Annotated in this window: 21 protein-coding genes; 16 read left to right on the top strand and 5 right to left on the bottom strand. The window is 65.4% G+C overall.

Translation table 11 applies throughout. The features are described 5' to 3' along the window. The first annotated feature begins 10 nt into the window (after window positions 1-10). Window positions 11-748, top strand: coding sequence for a VacJ family lipoprotein (locus tag E8F11_RS29380; protein ID WP_280292460.1), 738 nt, complete (start codon window positions 11-13; stop codon window positions 746-748). A gap of 244 nt (window positions 749-992) precedes the next feature. Further along, window positions 993-1,838: a pirin family protein gene (locus E8F11_RS29385; RefSeq protein ID WP_280292437.1), complete on the top strand. Its 846-nt coding sequence runs from the start codon at window positions 993-995 to the stop codon at window positions 1,836-1,838. Between the two features lie 7 nt (window positions 1,839-1,845). Here E8F11_RS29385 and E8F11_RS29390 read toward each other — a convergent pair whose 3' ends face one another. Next, window positions 1,846-3,048, bottom strand: a complete 1,203-nt coding sequence (locus E8F11_RS29390) for a patatin-like phospholipase family protein (protein ID WP_280292438.1) — start codon at window positions 3,046-3,048, stop codon at window positions 1,846-1,848. A 37-nt stretch (window positions 3,049-3,085) separates the two neighbouring features. Further along, entirely contained in the window at window positions 3,086-4,006 is a 921-nt protein-coding gene (locus tag E8F11_RS29395; RefSeq protein WP_280292439.1) for a lipid A biosynthesis lauroyl acyltransferase, read from the bottom strand. A 120-nt stretch (window positions 4,007-4,126) separates the two neighbouring features. Between E8F11_RS29395 and minC the strand changes: the two genes are divergently transcribed. The 8 genes from minC to lpcA all read left to right on the top strand — a co-directional run bounded on the left by minC (window position 4,127) and on the right by lpcA (window position 10,178). Continuing rightward, window positions 4,127-4,873, top strand: coding sequence for a septum site-determining protein MinC (minC, locus tag E8F11_RS29400; protein ID WP_280292440.1), 747 nt, complete (start codon window positions 4,127-4,129; stop codon window positions 4,871-4,873). Window positions 4,874-4,972: 99 nt separating this feature from the next. Further along, the gene (gene minD / locus E8F11_RS29405; RefSeq protein WP_280292441.1) at window positions 4,973-5,788 is read left to right on the top strand and encodes a septum site-determining protein MinD; all 816 of its coding nucleotides are present in this window, start codon (window positions 4,973-4,975) and stop codon (window positions 5,786-5,788) included. Next, the gene (gene minE, locus E8F11_RS29410; RefSeq protein WP_280292442.1) at window positions 5,785-6,039 is read left to right on the top strand and encodes a cell division topological specificity factor MinE; all 255 of its coding nucleotides are present in this window, start codon (window positions 5,785-5,787) and stop codon (window positions 6,037-6,039) included. Before minD ends, minE begins: the two co-directional genes overlap by 4 nt. A gap of 58 nt (window positions 6,040-6,097) precedes the next feature. Continuing rightward, entirely contained in the window at window positions 6,098-6,733 is a 636-nt protein-coding gene (locus E8F11_RS29415) for an RluA family pseudouridine synthase (RefSeq protein WP_280292443.1), read from the top strand. Between the two features lie 44 nt (window positions 6,734-6,777). After that, window positions 6,778-7,356, top strand: coding sequence for a class I SAM-dependent methyltransferase (locus E8F11_RS29420; RefSeq protein ID WP_280292444.1), 579 nt, complete (start codon window positions 6,778-6,780; stop codon window positions 7,354-7,356). Window positions 7,357-7,459: 103 nt separating this feature from the next. Further along, window positions 7,460-8,035 carry a class I SAM-dependent methyltransferase gene (locus tag E8F11_RS29425; RefSeq protein WP_280292445.1) on the top strand — a complete coding sequence of 192 codons (576 nt, stop codon included), beginning with the start codon at window positions 7,460-7,462 and terminating at the stop codon, window positions 8,033-8,035. A gap of 237 nt (window positions 8,036-8,272) precedes the next feature. Further along, a complete protein-coding gene (locus E8F11_RS29430; RefSeq protein WP_280292446.1) occupies window positions 8,273-9,562 on the top strand; it encodes a M18 family aminopeptidase in 1,290 nt (429 codons plus the stop codon). Window positions 9,563-9,590: 28 nt separating this feature from the next. Beyond that, window positions 9,591-10,178: a D-sedoheptulose 7-phosphate isomerase gene (gene lpcA / locus E8F11_RS29435; RefSeq protein WP_280292447.1), complete on the top strand. Its 588-nt coding sequence runs from the start codon at window positions 9,591-9,593 to the stop codon at window positions 10,176-10,178. A 40-nt stretch (window positions 10,179-10,218) separates the two neighbouring features. Here the strand turns inward: lpcA and E8F11_RS29440 are convergent, their stop codons facing one another. After that, window positions 10,219-10,935, bottom strand: coding sequence for a UTRA domain-containing protein (locus tag E8F11_RS29440; RefSeq protein ID WP_280292448.1), 717 nt, complete (start codon window positions 10,933-10,935; stop codon window positions 10,219-10,221). A gap of 301 nt (window positions 10,936-11,236) precedes the next feature. Between E8F11_RS29440 and E8F11_RS29445 the strand changes: the two genes are divergently transcribed. From E8F11_RS29445 to E8F11_RS29470, 6 genes are read left to right on the top strand one after another with little or no spacing between them, the layout of a single operon-like run. Further along, a complete protein-coding gene (locus E8F11_RS29445) occupies window positions 11,237-12,295 on the top strand; it encodes an ABC transporter substrate-binding protein (RefSeq protein WP_280292449.1) in 1,059 nt (352 codons plus the stop codon). Then, window positions 12,295-13,101, top strand: coding sequence for an alkaline phosphatase family protein (locus E8F11_RS29450; protein ID WP_280292450.1), 807 nt, complete (start codon window positions 12,295-12,297; stop codon window positions 13,099-13,101). Before E8F11_RS29445 ends, E8F11_RS29450 begins: the two co-directional genes overlap by 1 nt. Further along, window positions 13,098-13,940, top strand: a complete 843-nt coding sequence (locus E8F11_RS29455; RefSeq protein ID WP_280292451.1) for an ABC transporter permease subunit — start codon at window positions 13,098-13,100, stop codon at window positions 13,938-13,940. Before E8F11_RS29450 ends, E8F11_RS29455 begins: the two co-directional genes overlap by 4 nt. Next, window positions 13,927-14,724: an ABC transporter permease subunit gene (locus tag E8F11_RS29460; protein ID WP_280292452.1), complete on the top strand. Its 798-nt coding sequence runs from the start codon at window positions 13,927-13,929 to the stop codon at window positions 14,722-14,724. Before E8F11_RS29455 ends, E8F11_RS29460 begins: the two co-directional genes overlap by 14 nt. Beyond that, on the top strand, window positions 14,721-15,710 hold the full coding sequence (locus tag E8F11_RS29465) for an ABC transporter ATP-binding protein (protein WP_280292453.1): 990 nt from the start codon (window positions 14,721-14,723) through the stop codon (window positions 15,708-15,710). Before E8F11_RS29460 ends, E8F11_RS29465 begins: the two co-directional genes overlap by 4 nt. After that, entirely contained in the window at window positions 15,710-16,363 is a 654-nt protein-coding gene (locus tag E8F11_RS29470; protein ID WP_280292454.1) for an HAD family hydrolase, read from the top strand. Before E8F11_RS29465 ends, E8F11_RS29470 begins: the two co-directional genes overlap by 1 nt. A gap of 81 nt (window positions 16,364-16,444) precedes the next feature. Here the strand turns inward: E8F11_RS29470 and E8F11_RS29475 are convergent, their stop codons facing one another. Together E8F11_RS29475 and E8F11_RS29480 are read right to left on the bottom strand one after the other, a co-directional pair. Beyond that, window positions 16,445-16,771 (bottom strand): hypothetical protein, encoded by a 327-nt coding sequence (locus tag E8F11_RS29475; protein WP_280292455.1) that lies wholly within the window; start codon window positions 16,769-16,771, stop codon window positions 16,445-16,447. Between the two features lie 235 nt (window positions 16,772-17,006). Beyond that, window positions 17,007-18,308 (bottom strand): OprD family porin (locus tag E8F11_RS29480; protein WP_348529797.1); only part of this gene is annotated, 1,302 nt, incomplete at its 5' end.

Here is an 18,308-nt window from a genome sequence, read left to right on the forward strand (position 1 = left end):
CTTCCTCGCGCTGCTAGTGACCAGCGGTCTGGTCCAGGCCCAGGAGCCCGACCAGGACGGTTTCACCCAACCGCTGAAGGACCTGAAGTTCAACCCGGGCCTGGACCAGCGTGAATTCGAACGCTCGACCCTGGACGCACTGAACGTCTACGACCCCTACGAATCCTGGAACCGGCGGGTCTACCACTTCAACTACCGCTTCGACGAGTGGGTATTCCTGCCGGTGGTGCGCGGCTATCGGTACGTCACACCGCGCTTTCTGCGCAGTGGCGTGAGCAACTTCTTCAGCAACCTGGGCGATGTGCCCAACCTGCTCAACAGCCTGCTGCAGCTCAAGGGCCAGCGTTCCGTGGAGATCACCGGGCGCCTGCTGCTCAACACCACCATTGGCGTGGCCGGCCTCTGGGACCCGGCCAGCCGCATGGGCCTGCCCAAGCAGAGCGAGGACTTCGGCCAGACCCTGGGCTACTACGGCGTAGGCAACGGTCCCTACCTGATGCTGCCGATCCTCGGCCCCTCCAACGGGCGGGATACCGGCGGCCTGGTGGTGGATTACGTGGCGGACTACCAGATCAACTTCCTCAACGTTCCGGAAGTCAGCAGCAATCACCCGGAGATCACTGTCCTGCGCATGGTGGACAAGCGCCATACCACCGGTTTCCGCTACGGTCAGCTCAACACCCCCTTCGAGTACGAGAAGCTGCGCTACGTCTATACCCAGTCGCGCGAGTTGCAGATCGCGGAATGACCGTCCGCTCCCCGGTGGGGCGGACATGTGGGGGCGAATTCATTCGCTTAGGGCAGCGCAGCTGCCCCCTGCAGTGTCCCCGGGCAGGCCTTCGGCCTGCTTTGCGAATGAATTCGCCCCCACAGGAAGAGCAGATCGCGCCCCTTTACATCTACTCTCTCGATATAAATCAAACAAAATCACGCACCATTAATTCAATTATCTGGCATAGCATCGACCCCATCCCAACCCTGAGGAGGTCCCGATGAGCCACCGCCAGATTCTCGAACAACGCCCCGGCCAGCCCGCATCCGACGGTGCCGGCGTCAACCTGACCCGCGTCTTCGCCGAGCAGGGCGTGCCGCGCTTCGACCCCTTCCTGATGCTCGACGAGTTCGGCTCGGCCAATCCGGACGACTATGTCGCGGGCTTCCCGGCGCACCCCCACCGTGGCTTCGAGACCATCACCTACATGATCGAAGGGCGCATGCGCCATGAGGATCACCTGGGCAACAGCGGCCTGCTGCAGAACGGCGGCGTGCAGTGGATGACCGCCGCGCGCGGCATCGTCCACAGCGAGATGCCGGAACAGGAGGAAGGCGTGATGCGCGGCTTCCAGATCTGGCTCAACCTGCCGGCCAAGGACAAGATGGGCGATCCCGGCTACCGCGACTTCGACCCGGCGGAGATTCCCCGCGCGGTCACCGCCCAGGGTGTGGAAGCGCTGGTGATCGCCGGCCGCTTCGACGACGGCCAGTTGGTCCGCGACGGCGCCGTGCAGCGCCCGCATACCGAGCCGCATATCTTCGACCTGCAGCTGCCCGCCGGCAGCCAGGTGGCGCCGCGCCTGGCCGATGGCCTGCGGGCGATGCTCTACGTCTACGAAGGCGAGCTGCAGGTGAATGGCAGCGCCATCGGCAAGGGTCGGCTCGTACGGCTGTCCGAGCAGGGCGCGCTGGAGCTGGCCAGCGCGGGTGGCGCCAAGGTCCTGCTGCTGGCCGGACGCCCGCTGGGCGAGCCGATAGTCCAGTACGGCCCCTTCGTGATGAACAGCCGCGAGGAAATCGAGCAGGCGCTGCGGGACTACCGCGACGGCCGCTTCGGCGTCTAGTCGCTCGCTAGAGGGCAGGGATGGTCTGGGGATGCACGGGCGCCGTCTCCAGGCCGAGGAAGGCCTGCAGCTCGGCGCGCTTGGCCATGGCGTCCTGATAGCCCAACTCGATAAGCTCGTTGCAATAGCCCGGTTCGAACAACAGGTAGCTGAGCACCCCCGCCCCGCTCGCCCGGGTCGCCCCCGGTCCACGCAGGAAGGTGCGGATGGCGCGCGGCATCTCGCGCCGGTGGCGGGCGGCGATCTCGTCCAGCGGCCGGCTTGGCGAGATCACCAGCACGTCCACCTCCTTCGAGCTGCGGTTGTGCGGCGGCGATTCGGGCGGGATGGCCCGGCTCATACGGTTGATCCGTTCCAGCAGCTCGATATCGCTTTCCAGGTTGTCGATGAAGGTGCTGTTCAGCAGGTGTCCGCCGATCTGCGCCAGGGTCGGCGGCCGGCCGGCGTGGGGCCTGGCCTCCTCCGGATTCGGATTCACGCCGAGCGGGTTACCGCTCACCCCCACCACCAGCACCCGGCTGGCTCCCAAGTGCAGCGCCGGGCTGATGGGCGCCGTCTGACGCACAGCACCGTCACCGAAGTATTCGCGCCCCAGGCGTACCGCGGGGAACAGCAGGGGAATCGCCGCGCTGGCCATCAGGTGCTCTACGCCCAGCCGGGTCGGCACGCCGACACGGCGGTGGCGAAACCAGGGGTCGATGGCGGCGCGCCCCTGATAGAAGGTCACCGCCTGGCCGGAGTCGTAACCGAAGGCGGTCACCGCCACGGCGCGGAGCTGGCGGGTACGCACGGCCGCGGAGATACCGGAGAAATCCAGCTCGCGCCCCAGCAGCTCGCGCAGGGGCGAATTGTCCAGCAGCGCCGCGGGGATATCTCGACCGAGACCCAGCAGGCTGTGGCCGAAGAAACGCGAACTCTGGTGCAACACACCGGGCCAGTCGCTGCGGTAGATCTGCCCGCAGTGGAAGCCCTGCCAGACGGCGTTCAGGCGGCGGATGGCCTGGCTGAAATGCAATGCGCCGCAGGCCAGGCCGACGGCGTTCACGGCGCCGGCAGACGTGCCCACGATCACCGGAAAAGGGTTGCAGGCGGCGTCCGGCAGCAGATCGGCGATGGCGCCCAGTACGCCCACCTGGTAGGCCGCCCGCGAACCACCACCGGAGAGGATCAGCCCGGTCACGGGCTTCTTGGCGGTGTCGCTTGCATCCATGGACTGCTCTCCGGGCGATTCATTCCGAGTATAGGGTTCAGTAGAGCTTGGGCGCGCCTTCCGGGCGGGTCTTGAAGCGCCGGTGAGCCCAGAGGTACTGCTCGGGGCACTGGCGCACCGAGCTTTCCACCCACTGGTTGATGCGCAGGCAGTCGGACTCCTCGCTCTCGCCGGGGAAGTCGGCCAGCGGCGGGTGGACCACCAGCCGGTAGCCGGAGCCATCCTCCAGGCGGCGCTGGGTGAAGGGCAGCACCTGGGCGCGGCCGAGGCGGGCGAACTTGGTGGTAGCGGTGACGGTGGCGGCCTCGATGCCGAACAGCGGCGCGAACAGGCTCTGCTTGCGGCCATAGTCCTGGTCCGGCGCGTACCAGATGGCGCGGCCGGCGCGCAGCACCTTGAGCATGGCGCGCACGTCCTCGCGCTCGATGGCGGTGGCGTCCAGGTTGTGGCGCTCGCGGCCACGGCGCTGGATGAAATCGAACAGCGGATTCTTGTGCTCGCGGTACATGCCGTCGATCGTGTGCTCCTGGCCAAGCAGCGCGGCGCCTATCTCCAGGGTGGTGAAGTGCAGGGCCATGAGGATCACGCCCTGCCCTTGCGCCTGGGCGTTCTGCAGGTGCTCCAGCCCTTCGATGTGGGACAGGCGGGCGAGGCGCTCCTTGGGCCACCACCAGCTCATGGCCATCTCGAAGAAGGCGATGCCGGTAGAGGCGAAGTTCTCCCGCAGCAGCCGCTCGTGTTCGGCCCGGGACAATTCCGGAAAGCACAGCTCAAGGTTGCGCCGGGCGATCTTACGCCGCGAACTTGCGACCCGCAGCATCAGCGCCCCCAGCACACGCCCGAGGCCGAGTTGCACCCGATAGGGCAGCAAGGTGATCAGCCAGAGCAGGCCCAGGCCCAGCCACAACGCCCAGAAGCGCGGGTGGAGGAACATTGGGCGAAATTGAGGTCTATCCATCTCTGAATCCGCTTGAGCGAGAAAACCGCGCATTCTACTCGAAATGCGCCAACCCCTCCGGCTTGCTAGCGCCGGGCGATCTCGCTATAAGTCCTCGCCATTCACGATTGCAGGCAGACCATGAGCCAAGCTGACCTTCTCGACCAAGACCCCGTGTTCCAGCTCAAGGGCAGCATGCTCGCCATCACCGTGATGGAGCTGGCGCACTACGACCTCGAACGCCTCGACCGGCAGCTGGACGAAAAAGTCGCCCAGGCGCCGAACTTCTTCCAGAACACACCGTTGGTCATGGCGCTGGACAAACTGCCGGACGGCGAACCCGGTCTCGACCTCCCCGCCCTGCTGGACATCTGCCGCCGCCATGGCCTGCGCACGCTCGCGATCCGCGCCAATCGCGCAGAGCACATAGCCGCCGCCGACGCCCTGGACATCCCCGTGCTGCCGCCCTCCGGCGCCCGCGAACGGCCGATCGACCCGGTGGAACCGGCGGCGAAGAAGCCCGTCGAAAAGCCGGTGGAACCGCCGGAGCCCAAGGTGCAACCGACCAAAGTCATCACCACCCCGGTGCGCGGCGGCCAACAGGTCTATGCTCCTGGCGGCGACCTGGTGGTGCTGGCCCCGGTCAGCCCCGGCGCGGAACTTCTCGCCGACGGCAATATCCATGTGTACGGTCCCATGCGCGGCCGTGCCCTGGCCGGCATCAAGGGCGACACCAAGGCGCGGATATTCTGCCGCCAACTGGCCGCCGAGCTGGTCTCGGTGGCCGGGCAATACAAGGTTGCCGACGATCTGCGGCGCGACCCGCTCTGGGGTCAGCAGGTACAAGTCAGCCTGTCGGGTGATGTGTTGAACATCACCCGCCTTTAACGGATACTGCCGCGAAATTTCAGGGAACTGAAAGGGAAGACGGACGGCTCGGATGAGCTGATAACTTCCCGATTTTCTTATCATTTGGGGTGAATCACCTTGGCCAAGATCCTCGTTGTTACGTCCGGCAAGGGTGGAGTGGGCAAAACCACCACCAGCGCCGCCCTCGGTACCGGTCTCGCACTGCGCGGTCACAAGACCGTCATCGTCGACTTCGACGTCGGCCTGCGTAACCTGGACCTGATCATGGGTTGCGAGCGCCGTGTGGTGTATGACTTCGTCAACGTCATCAATGGCGAAGCGTCCCTCACCCAGGCCCTGATCAAGGACAAGCGCCTTGAAAACCTCTACGTGCTGGCCGCCAGCCAGACCCGCGACAAGGACGCCCTGACCCTCGAAGGCGTCGGCAAGGTCATCGCCGAGCTCTCCCAGAACTTCGAATACGTGGTCTGCGACTCGCCGGCTGGTATCGAAAAGGGCGCCCACCTGGCCATGTACTACGCCGATGAGGCGATTGTCGTGACCAACCCGGAAGTCTCCTCCGTGCGTGACTCGGACCGCATGCTCGGCCTGCTGGCCAGCAAGTCGCGCCGCGCCGAAAAGGGCGAGGATCCCATCAAGGAACGCCTGCTGCTGACCCGCTACAACCCGGAGCGCGTGACCAAGGGCGAAATGCTCGGGGTCGAAGACGTCGAGGAAATCCTCGCCATCAACCTGCTCGGTGTCATTCCGGAATCCCAGGCGGTGCTCAAGGCCTCCAACCAGGGCATTCCGGTCATCCTCGACGACCAGAGCGACGCCGGCCAGGCGTACAGCGATGCCGTCGATCGTCTGCTCGGCAAGGAACTGCCCCACCGCTTCCTCGACGTGCAGAAGAAAGGACTCTTACAACGCCTGTTCGGAGGCCGTGAATGAACATTTTCGACTTCTTTCGCGAGCGGAAGAAGCAGAACAGCGCTTCGATCGCTAAGGAACGACTCCAGATCATCGTCGCCCACGAACGTGGTCAACGCAGCCAGCCGGACTACCTGCCGGCCCTGCAGAAGGAACTGGTGGACGTGATTCGCAAGTATGTCGACATCGACCAGGAGCAGGTCCAGGTCTTGCTGGAGGATCAGGGCAACTGCTCGATCCTCGAGTTGAACATTACCCTGCCCGATCGTTGATCGACGCAGTTGTGCAATGACGGCGGCCTTGGCCGCCGTCGGCGTTTCCGGAACCCCAATGCCGCTTTCCCAGATCGAATTCATTCATCAGGACGACGCCCTGCTGGTGGTCAACAAGCCCACCCTGCTGTTGTCCGTGCCCGGCCGCGCCGAGGACAACAAGGACTGCCTCATCACCCGCCTGCAGGAGAACGGCTACCCGGAGGCGCGCATCGTCCACCGGCTGGACTGGGAAACCTCCGGTTTGATCGTCCTGGCCCGCGACGCCGACAGTCACCGCGAACTGTCCCGCCAGTTCCACGACCGCGAGACCGAGAAGGCCTACACCGCCCTCTGCTGGGGCGAGCCGGAACTGGACAGCGGCCGCATCGAACTGCCGCTGCGCTACGACCCGCCGACCAAGCCGCGCCATGTGGTGGACTTCGAGCAGGGCCGCCATGCCCTGACCTTCTGGCGGGTGATCGAGCGTTGCGGGCACTACAGCCGGGTCGAGCTGACTCCCATCACCGGCCGCTCGCACCAGCTCCGCGTGCACATGCTGTCCATCGGCCACCCGCTGCTGGGCGACCGCCTCTATGCCAATCCGGAGGCACTGGCCGCCCACGACCGCCTTTGCCTGCATGCCAGCCTGCTCTGCCTGAGCCATCCTCAGACGGGCGAACGCCTGAGATTCGAGTGCCCTGCGCCGTTCTGACCTAGGCTCAAAGAAAAGCCGCTTAGTGTCATTTCGGGGAAATCATGAGTTTTACCGATTTCTATAACGCCACCGAGGGGCAACCCGCCCGCTTCACCCTGCTGACCGCCCTGGAGCTGTGGGACGGACCGCCCGGCCATGCGCTGGACCTGGGCTGCGGCGCGGGCCGCGACACCCTCGAACTGCTCAGGCGCGGCTGGCGGGTGCTGGCCGTGGATGCCGAACCCGAAGCCCTGGCCCGCCTTGAGGCCCAGCTTGACGAGGAGAAGCGCCTGCGGCTGCAAAGCCGCTGCTGCCGTTTCGAGTCCATACCCCTGCCGCCGGCCCACCTGGTCAACTCCAGCTTCGCCCTGCCGCTCTGCCCACCCTCGGCCTTTCCCGGCCTGTGGCAGGCCATCTGCGGGGCGCTCCCCGTCGGCGGCCTGTTCGCCGGCCACCTGTTCGGTGAACGGGACGACTGGGCCGACAACGGCATCACCATCCTGCGCCGCGCGCAGCTGGAAGAACTGCTGTCCGGCTGGGAAGTGCTGATGCTCGAGGAGAAGGAAGAAGATGGCGTCACCGCCAAGGGCCGCAACAAGCACTGGCACCTGTTCTCCGTAGTGGCGCGGCGCGTGGGCTAACTTCCTACGGGACGTTCCGATTCGGCACCTGAGTCCCTTTCCATTGGTCGTGGCACCATCCCGTCCTAGGATGACGCGGCATGGAAATGCAGGACCAACGAACGTGACCAATACCGCTTACTACAACGCCACCCAAGGCGCACCACCCTGGCCAACCTTGCAAAAGGCGCTGGCTGCCTGGAGTGAACCACCGGGATTAGCGCTCGATCTGGGCTGCGGAGCCGGCCGCGACAGTCGGGAACTCCTTCGGCAAGGTTGGCGGGTGCATGCTGTCGATGCCGATCCTCAAGCGCTGGAACGTCTGCATGCCCTGGCCCCGATTCACCAGCACGGTCATTTGCAGACCGAATGCGAGCGCTTCGAGCAGGTTCAGCTCCCGCCGGCAGACCTGATCAACTGCGCGTTCGCCTTGCCATTCTGTAGACCGGAGGCCTTTCCGAGGTTCTGGGCTGGCATTTGCCAATCGCTGCAACAGGGCGGACTGTTCGCCGGACACTTCTTTGGAGAGCGGGATGCCTGGGCTCAGTCCGGACTGACCATCCATCGCCGAAGCGAGCTTTGCGAACTCCTGGCCGACTGGGAACTGCTCGACTTCGAGGAGGCCGAGTTCGAAGGCAAGACCGCAATCGGCAAGTCGAAGCACTGGCACCTGTTCGCGGTGGTGGCTCAGCGCCTGTAGGGTGGATAGCGCTTTTCTATCCACCATCGGAGTCAGGCCTGGCCACGCCTGGTGGACCGGTGAAGCGTGGTCCACCCTACGCCTGTCCCCGCCCTGCACTTCGCGAATGAATTCGCTCCCACCATGAGGCCTCAGCGCCTGACTATCGGCCTGTTAGGAAAATTCACCGCCGTCCGCCCTCCTACTCCGCAAGCCCGATGGGATAAACTCCCGGCCACTGCTGTCCGGAGTCCCCCAATGCGCGAAGAGTTGAACCAGGGCCTGATCGATTTCCTCAAGGCCTCGCCCACCCCCTTCCACGCCACCCGCAGCCTGGCCAAACGCCTGGAAGCTGCCGGTTATGTGCGCCTCGATGAACGCGAGGCCTGGCGAATCGAAAGCGGCGGGCGTTACTACGTCACCCGCAATGACTCCTCCATAGTCGCCATCAAGCTGGGCAAACGCCCGGTACTGGAAGGCGGCCTGCGCCTGGTCGGTGCCCACACCGACAGCCCTTGCCTGCGCGTCAAGCCGAACCCCGAGCTGCACAAGCAGGGCTTCTGGCAACTGGGCGTGGAAGTCTACGGCGGCGCCCTGCTGGCGCCCTGGTTCGACCGCGACCTGTCCCTGGCCGGGCGCGTCACCTACCGCGCCGCCGGCATGGTGGAAAGCCAGCTGGTGGATTTCCAGGTGCCCATCGCCGTGATCCCCAACCTGGCCATCCACCTCAACCGCGAGGCCAACCAGGGCTGGGCGATCAACGCCCAGACCGAGCTGCCCCCCATCCTGGCGCAGCTGGCCGCCGGCGAAGCCCGCGACTTCCGCGACTTGCTGGCCGAGCAGTTGACCCTCGAACACGGTGTGGTCGCCGATGCGGTGCTGGACTACGAACTGAGCTTCTATGACACCCAGAGCGCCGCGGTGATCGGCCTGGGCGGCGACTTCATCGCCGGCGCGCGCCTGGACAACCTGCTGTCCTGCTACGCCGGCCTGCAGGCATTGCTGGCCGCCGAGGCCGACGAGAGCTGCGTGCTGGTCTGCACCGACCACGAGGAAGTGGGCTCCTGCTCCGCCTGTGGCGCCGACGGCCCGATGCTGGAGCAGATCCTGCGCCGCGTGCTGCCGGAAGGCGACGCCTTCGCCCGGGTCATCCAGCGCTCGCTGCTGGTCTCCGCCGACAACGCCCACGGCGTGCACCCCAACTATGCCGACAAGCACGACGGCAACCACGGCCCGAAGCTCAACGCCGGCCCGGTGATCAAGGTCAACAGCAACCAGCGCTACGCCACCAGCAGCGAAACCGCCGGTTTCTTCCGCCACCTCTGCCTGGAAAACGAAGTACCGGTGCAAAGCTTCGTGACCCGCAGCGACATGGGTTGCGGCTCCACCATCGGCCCCATCACCGCCAGCCAGCTGGGGGTGCGCACCGTGGATATCGGCCTGCCCACCTTCGCCATGCACTCCATCCGCGAACTGGCCGGCAGCCACGACCTGGCGCATCTGGTGAAGGTGCTGGCCGCCTTCTACTCCAGCCACGACCTGCCCTGACCCACTCAACCCGAACAGGTAAGCCCGCATGCTCAGCCACATCCGCAACAGCCTGGAGGAAGCCAGGACCGCCCTGGACAACTTCATCGCCAACGAGCAGGCCCTGAAGAGCATCGAGCATGCGGCGCAACTCCTGGTCGAGAGCTTCGAGAACAAGGGCAAGGCCTTTTCCTGCGGCAACGGCGGCTCCATGTGCGACGCCATGCACTTCGCCGAGGAGCTGACCGGCCGCTACCGCAAGAATCGCCCCGGCGTCGCCGCCATCTCCATCAGCGATGCCAGCCATATCAGCTGCGTCGCCAATGACTTCGGCTACGACCATATTTTCTCCCGTTACATCGAATCCCATGGCCGTCCAGGGGACGTGCTGCTCGCCTTCAGCACCAGCGGCAAGAGCCCCAACGTGATCAAGGCCGCCGAAGCCGCCCGCGCCCTCGGCGTGAAGGTGGTGGCCCTCACCGGCAAGCCCGGTTCTGCCCTGGAAGCCCTGGCCGACGTGTGCATCTGCGCTCCCGGCGGCGACTTCGCCGACCGCGTGCAGGAGCTGCATATCAAGGTCGTGCATATCCTCATCGAGCTGGTCGAGCGCAAGCTCAGCCCCGAGAACTACGCCTGACGGCGTGCCGAAAATCCCCCGGTCCCTTTAGCGGAGCGACCTATTCCGGCACTTCCACGCTCACTTGGATCGCATCGTGCCGCCAGAACTCCAGGTCGCAATCGATCAGCCGTCCGTGCTGGTCGCGGTTGATACGGGTGACGCGCAGCGCCGGGCTGCCCGCTGAGACCTTGAGCGGCGCCGCCGCCTCCGGGTGCAACGCAGTGGGCACCATGTCGAAGCGCACCCGGCCGTAGCGGATGCCGTACTCGCTGGCATAGAGCTCGGTGAGCGAACGCGTCAGGTCGAAGTCGATGATGCCGGGGAAGTACGCCGGGTTCAGGTAGTGCTCCACATAGAGCACCAGCCGCCCGTCCACGCGACGGGCGCGGCGGATCTGGTAGACGCTGGACAGCGCCGGCAGCTCCAGCAGTTCGCAGATTTCCACGCTCGCCGGGATCAATCTCGCCCCCAGCACTTCAGTGGCGGGCACCCTGCCCTGCTCGGCGACCATGGCATGGAAGTGACTGCGCACCAGCGGGTTGTAGGCCAGCCTCGGCGGCGAGACGAACCAGCCCCGGCGCTCCTCGCGGTAGATCAGCCCCTGTGCCTCCAGCTGCCCCAGCGCCTCGCGCAGGGTGATGCGGGTGGTATCGAACAGTTCGCTCAGCTTGCGCTCGGCCGGCAGCTTGCTGCCGTGGGGCAGCAGGCCGTGCGCGATCTGCTCCTGCAAGGCATTGCAGATGGCGGTCAGGGTGCGGGGCGCCTCGTCGCGCATCGAAAAACTCCAATCTGGAATAGACCAGCACCATCTAGGTGCGTCATGGCCGGGTTTGCCGGCCATCCTAGGCAGCCTAGATGACTGTGGGATGACAGTCAGGCACGCCTGCATGCGCCATGCCATCGCCAATAGCGACAGCCTCCCGAATCAGCCACTTAGCCATGGTCTACGCTTTTCAGGCGTCTGCCGCTGCCGGACCGGGTGGCGACCCTGAAATCAAACCGTCATCCAAGGCTTTTAGATTTGGCCTGGGTCTTGCTGATCTAGACCAACCTCCAAACCTGCTAAGGAGCTTCACATGAAACGCCTGTTGCTGGCTTCACTGATGGGAACGGCCATCGCCCTGGGAACCCAGGCCATGGCAAGCGACGCAGATCTGAAGAGTCTCGAACAAGCCGCCCGCAAGGAAGGCGCGGTGAACAGCGTGGGCATGCCCGACAGCTGGGCCAACTGGAAGGACACCTGGGTCGACCTCAACAAGCTGTACGGCCTCAAGCATATCGACACCGACATGAGTTCGGCCCAGGAAATCGCCAAGTTCGCCGCCGAGAAGGACAACGCCACCGCCGACATCGGTGACGTCGGCGCGGCCTTCGGCCCCATCGCCGTGCAGCAGGGCGTGACCCAGCCGTACAAGCCCAGCTCCTGGGCGCAGATCCCCGATTGGGCCAAGGATGCGGACGGTCACTGGATGCTGGCCTATACCGGTTCCATCGCCTTCATCGTCAACAAGCAGCTGGTGAAGGAATCGCCCAAGTCCTGGGCCGACCTGAAGACCGGCAAGTACAAGGTCTCCATCGGTGACGTCAGCGCCGCCGCCCAGGCGGTCAACGGTGTGCTGGCCGCGGCCATCGCCAACGGCGGCAACGAGAAGAACATCCAGCCGGGCCTGGACTTCTTCGCCGAGATCGCCAAACAGGGACGCCTGTCCCTGTCCAACCCGACCATCCAGACCCTGGAGAAGGGCGAAGTGGAAGTGGGCATCGTCTGGGACTTCAACGGCCTCTCGTACCGCGACCAGATCGACCCCAGCCGTTTCGACGTGCTGATTCCCTCCGACGGCTCGGTAATCTCCGGCTACACCACCATCATCAACAAGTACGCCAAGAACCCCAACGCCGCCAAACTGGCTCGCGAGTACATCCTCAGCGACGCCGGCCAGATCAACCTGGCCAAGGGCAATGCCCGGCCGATCCGCGCCGAGCACCTGACCCTGCCAGCCGAGGTCAAGGCCAAGCTGCTGCCCAACGAGCAGTACGCCAAGGTCCAGCCGATCAAGGACGCCAAGGCCTGGGAGGAAACCTCCAAAGCCCTGCCGCAGCAGTGGCAAGAACACGTGATCATCGAGATGGAATGATGAAACGCCAAGTCATCCTCGTTCTCCTGGATGGCCTGAACTACGAGGTGGCCCGGCATGCGCTGGGCCACCTGCAGGCCTACTGCGGAGCCGGACGGGCCGTCCTGTACAAGCTCGAATGCGAGCTGCCGGCGCTGTCCCGCCCGCTCTACGAATGCATACTCACCGGCGTGCCGCCGATCGAGAGCGGCATAGTCCACAACGATGTCTCGCGCCTCTCCACGGAGCGCAGCATCTTTCACTACGCCAGCGCCGCCGGGCTCAAGACCGCAGCGGCCGCCTATCACTGGGTCAGCGAGCTCTACAACCGCTCGCCCTTCGACGCCGCCCGCGACCGCCACACCAACGCGCCGGAGCTGCCGATCCAGCACGGCCATTTCTACTACGCCGACCATTACCCGGATTCCCACCTCTTCGCCGACGCCGAGAGCCTGCGCGTGCGCCACAGCCCGGATTTGCTCCTGGTGCATCCGATGAACGTCGACGACGCCGGCCACAAGCACGGCCTGGACTCGCCCCAGTACCGCAACAGCGCGCGGGTCGCCGACATCCTCCTGGCCGAATACCTGCAACGCTGGCTGGATGCCGGCTACCAGGTGCTGGTGACCGCCGACCACGGCATGAACAACGACCGTTCGCACAACGGCCTGCTGGCCGAGGAGCGCGAGGTACCGCTGTTCGTCCTGGGCGAGGCCTTCAGCCTGGATGCCACGGCGCAGCCCAGGCAGACCGAACTCTGCGGCACGGTCTGCGAGCTGCTCGGGGTGCCCCATGACAAAGCCTTCTGCCGGGAGCTGCTGAAGTGAATTCCGCCAATCGGGGCAAGTGGCTGGCGCTGCTCTGCCTGCTACCCTTCGCCCTGTTCTTCATCGCCTTCCAGATCGCCCCGCTGGCCTGGGTTGCGATCCACAGCCTGCATACCCCGGATGGCTGGGGCCTGGGCAACTTCGCCAAGGCGTTCAGTTCGAAGTTCTACCTGCAGGCCATGAAGCACAGCCTGCAGATCGCCTTCTGGTCGAGCCTGTTCGGCATCGTCATCGCGGTGCTCGGCAGCTACTCGCTGCGCCAGGTGGATTCGAAGCTGCGCGACTTCGTCATGGCCTTTTCCAACATGACCAGCAACTTCGCCGGCGTGCCCCTGGCCTTCGCCTTCATCATCCTGCTCGGCTTCAACGGCACCCTGACCATCCTCCTCAAGCAGTCCGGCCTGATCGAGGACTTCAACCTCTACTCCAAGACCGGGCTGATCGTGCTCTACACCTACTTCCAGATTCCCCTGGGAGTGCTGCTGCTCTACCCGGCCTTCGACGCCCTGCGCGAGGACTGGCGCGAGTCCGCCGAGTTGCTCGGCGCCGGCACCTGGCAGTTCTGGCGGCACATCGGCCTGCCGGTGCTGACCCCAGCCCTGCTGGGCACCTTCGTCATCCTGCTGGCCAACGCCCTGGGCGCCTACGCCACCGTCTACGCCCTGACCACAGGCAACTTCAACGTGCTGACCATTCGCGTCGCCGCCATGGTCGCCGGCGACATCTCCCTCGACCCGAACATGGCCAGCGCCCTGGCCATGATCCTGGTGGGGCTGATGGTGGTGATCACTGTGGTGCATCAGTGGCTGCTGCGGAGGAGCTACCATGTCGCGCGCTGAAGCCAAGGTCGGCAGCCTCTACCACCGCGTGGTGGTCTACCTGTTGTTCCTGATCCTGCTGCTGCCGCTGGCCGGCACCCTGCTCTACTCGCTGTCCACCAGCTGGTCGGCGACCATCCTGCCGGAGGGCCTGACCTTCAAGTGGTACCTGGCGCTGTGGAGCGACGCGCGCTTCCTCACGGCCTTCGGCCAGTCGCTGCTGGTGTGCTTCGGCTCGCTGCTGCTGTCGGTGCTGCTGATCCTGCCGCTGCTGTTCGTGGTGAACTACCACTTCCCCAAGCTCGACGGCCTGATGAACATCCTCATCCTGCTGCCCTTCGCGGTGCCGCCGGTGGTGTCCTCGGTGGGGCTGCTGCAGGTCTACGGCTCCGGGCCGATGGCCATGGTCGGCACGCCCTGGATCCTGGTCGGCTGCTACTTCACCGTCGCCCTGCCCTTCATGTACCGCGCCATCACCAACAACCTGCAGGCGATCAACCTGCGCGACCTGATGGACGCCGCCCACCTGCTCGGCGCCAGCAGCTGGAAGGCGGCCTTCATGGTGGTCCTGCCCAACCTGCGCAAGGGGCTGATGGTGTCGCTGTTCCTGTCGTTCTCCTTCCTCTTCGGCGAGTTCGTCTTCGCCAACCTGCTGGTGGGCACCCGCTACGAGACCCTGCAGGTCTACCTGAACAACATGCGCAACAGCAGCGGCCACTTCAACAGCGCCCTGGTGATCTCCTACTTCTTCTTCGTATTGCTGTTCACCTGGGCAGCCAACCGTCTGAACAAGGACAAGGCATGAGTTTCCTCTCCATCCGCGGCCTGCACAAAAGCTATGGCCAGACCGCCATCTTCAGCGACATCCACTGCGAGATCGGCAAAGGCGAATTCGTCACCCTGCTCGGCCCCTCCGGTTGCGGCAAGTCCACCCTGCTGCGCTGCATCGCCGGCCTGACCGAGGTCAACGGCGGGCAGATCCTGCTGGACGGTCAGGACCTGGTGCCGCTGTCACCGCAGAAACGCGGCATCGGCATGGTGTTCCAGAGCTACGCGCTGTTCCCCAACATGACGGTGCGGCAGAACGTCGCCTTCGGCCTGCGCATGCAGAAGGTGTCCGCCGCCGACAGCCAGCGCCGCGTGGACGAAGTCCTGGCCATGGTGGAACTGCAGGACTTCGCCGGGCGCTACCCGCACCAGCTCTCCGGCGGCCAGTGCCAGCGCGTGGCGCTGGCCCGTTCGCTGGTCACCCGCCCGCGCCTGTTGCTGCTCGACGAACCGCTGTCGGCGCTGGACGCTCGTATCCGCAAGCACCTGCGCGAGCAGATCCGCCATATCCAGCAGGAGTTGGGGCTGACCACCATTTTCGTTACCCACGACCAGGAAGAAGCCCTGACCCTGTCCGACCGCATCTTCCTGATGAACGCCGGGCGCATCGTCCAGAGCGGCGACGCGGAAACCCTCTACACGGCACCGGTGGATGCCTTTGCCGCCGGCTTCATCGGCAACTACAACCTGCTCGACGCCGAGAGCGCCAGCCGCCTGCTGGAACGTCCGGTGAACGGCCGCATCGCCATCCGCCCTGAGGCCATTGCCCTGAGCCATGACGGCGGCATCGAGGCCGAGGTGCGCAGCCACAGCCTGCTGGGCAATGTGGTGCGCTACCGCGTCGAGGCTCGCGGCGTCGAACTGGTGGTGGACGTGCTCAACCGCTCCGCCGAAGATCTGCACCGCAAGGGCCAACGCATCGGCCTGCGCATTGACGATCATGCAATCCGGGAGGTGGCCTGATGGCCCTGGCAATATTCGACCTTGACGAGACCCTGATAGACGGCGACTGCGCCAGCCTGTGGAGCGAATACATGGCCGTGCTGGGTTGGGTCGATGGGGAGTCCTTCGTCAGCAAGGACCACGAACTCATGGCGCTCTATGCCGAAGGCAAGCTGGCGATGGAGGACTACATGGCCTTCAGCCTGTCGCCGCTGGTAGGGCGCACGGCCGAGGAAGTGGACTTCGTCGTTGGCCCCTTCGTCGAAGATGTCATCGAGCCGCTGATCCACTCCGACGCCATGCGCTGCCTGGCGCAGCACCGCGCTGCCGGCGACCGCATCCTGATCATCTCCGCCTCGGCGCACTTCCTGGTCAGCGCCATCGCCGAGCGCCTGGGCGTGGCAGAGGTGCTGGCCATCGACCTCGAAGAGCAGCACGACTGCTACAGCGGCCGCACCCGTGGCGTGCTCACCTACCGCGACGGCAAGGTGACCCGTCTGAATGCCTGGCTGGAAGAGCATGGGGAAAGCCTGGAAGGGTCTTACTTCTACTCCGACTCGCGCAACGACCTGCCGCTGTTGGCCCTGGTGGCCAACCCGCGCACGGTCAACCCCGACCCCACGCTCCGCGCCCACGCCGAAGAAGCCGGCTGGCCGATCCTCGACTGGCGCTGAATCTCTCCCTCTTTTCGTCGGAGTGAATTCATTCGCGAATGGGCCGCGCAGCGGCCCCGTGGGCCGGCATCTGGCACCTGATCACAAGCCATCACGCCAGTTCAGGACACCCTTTTGAAACTCAGGACTGAATTGGGCCACTTCCTCGTCGGTAACCAGTTCCTGACAAACCATCTTGACCAGGCCCTCATGGGCAGAGGAGCGGCTGAATCGGTCGAAGACTGCCGCCAAGATCTCGTCCTGCTCCCGAATCAACCGGTACAGCTCCCCATAGCGCTCGTGGGCGCTGCGGGACGAGTCCTGACAGAGGGCCTGACACTCATCGAGGATGCGTTGGGACATGCGCTCCAGAGCGACAGGCCGGAGCTTGGAATATTTCTTCCAGTCGGATTCGGTAATTTCTCGCATCGATGCCCCCCCGGTCGCCAGATCGTGCCGTTGGTTATTGTAGGAGCGAATTCATTCGTGAAGGGCCGCACAGCGGCCCCGTAGGTTGGTCCGAGCCCGCGAGGCCCAACGTGGCCAAGCAGCCAAGCGAACCCCCTCACCACAACCCTCTCCCAAAGGGAGAGGGGGCAGTCCGTGCAAGCGGTGGACTTGGCGCTTCTCCTGTAGCGGGCCACAGGCCCGTCCGCACGTCCCCTTACAACAGCGTCAGGGTGTAGCTCAGGATCAACCGGTTCTCGTCCTGGTCGCGCACCGCATCGCTGCGCAGCGCCGCGTTGCGCCAGGAGAACCCCAGGCCCTTCAGCGGGCCGCCCTGCAGCACGTAGTCGAGGCGCAAATCGCGCTCCCACTCGCCCTGGTCATCGCCCTGGGTCTCGATGTTGCTGCCCCTGAGGTAGGTCGCCTGGGCCTTCAGCCCCGGCACCCCGAGCTTGGCGAAGTCGTAGCCGTACTCGGCCACCCAGGTGCGCTCGCCCGCGCTGAGGAACTTGCCGATCTGGCGGTCGGTGATCAGGTAGGCGGTGGCGCCGTCGCCCTGGTTGAGGAAGGGGAAGGCGCTGTCGCCGGAGAGCTGCTGGTAGCCCAGGCTCGCCGCGTGGCCGGCCAGGCTGTAGGTGAACAAGGCGCTCCAGGTGCGGTTGTCGACTTCGCCGCGGTGCGGGTCGTTGGCCGCCCAGTTGCCGCTGCTGACAAAGCCTTCGCGACGCCCGGCGGCGCTGCCGTTCTGGCCGTCGGCGCTGTTGTGGAAGTAGCGCAGGTCGGACTTCAACGCGCCCACTGGCAGCGCCCAGGTGTGGGTCAGGCCGAGGAAGTGCTGCTGATAGAAGTCTTCCAGGTTGCCGTAGTAGTACTGCGCGAGCAGGGCGTCGCTGACCTTGTAGTCGCCGCCGGCGAAGTAGAACTTGTTGACGAACTGGCCGCTGCGGGCGTTGTTCGCACCGGCGATGGAGAGGCCGCGGGCGTCGCTGGAGTTACGCCCCTTGGCGTGTTCCAGCTGGCCGCCGACCAGGGTCAGCCCGGCGATCTCGTTGGCGGTGATCTGCCCGCCCTCGAAGGTCTGCGGCAGCAGGCGGCCATCGTTGTAGGTCACCACCGGCAGCTTCGGCAGCAGGGTGCCCAGGCGCGCCTCGGTCTTGGAGAAGCGCAGCTTGCCGGTCACCCCGAGGCTGCCGAAATCGTCCTTGGCGCGGCCGTCGTTGTCGGTGGGGAACACCGTACCGCCGTAGTTGGCGCTGGTCGGGTTGTAGTGGCGGCCCTTGCCGGAGTCCAGTTTGACGCCGAGCAGACCGAGGGCGTCGACGCCGACGCCGACCGTGCCCTCGGTGAAGCCCGAGGCGTAGTTGAACAGGAAGCCCTGGCCCCACTCCTCCTGTTTGGAGGGCGCGGCGGTGCCTTCGCGGTTGTCCGAGTTGATGTAGAAGTTGCGCAGGGCGAGGCTGGCCTTGCTGTCCTCGATGAAGCCGCCGGCGGCGGCCTGCTGGGCCAGGACACCCAGGGC

Origin of the sequence: Pseudomonas sp. BN417, assembly GCF_029871205.1 — a bacterium.
Taxonomy (GTDB): Bacteria; Pseudomonadota; Gammaproteobacteria; order Pseudomonadales; family Pseudomonadaceae; genus Metapseudomonas.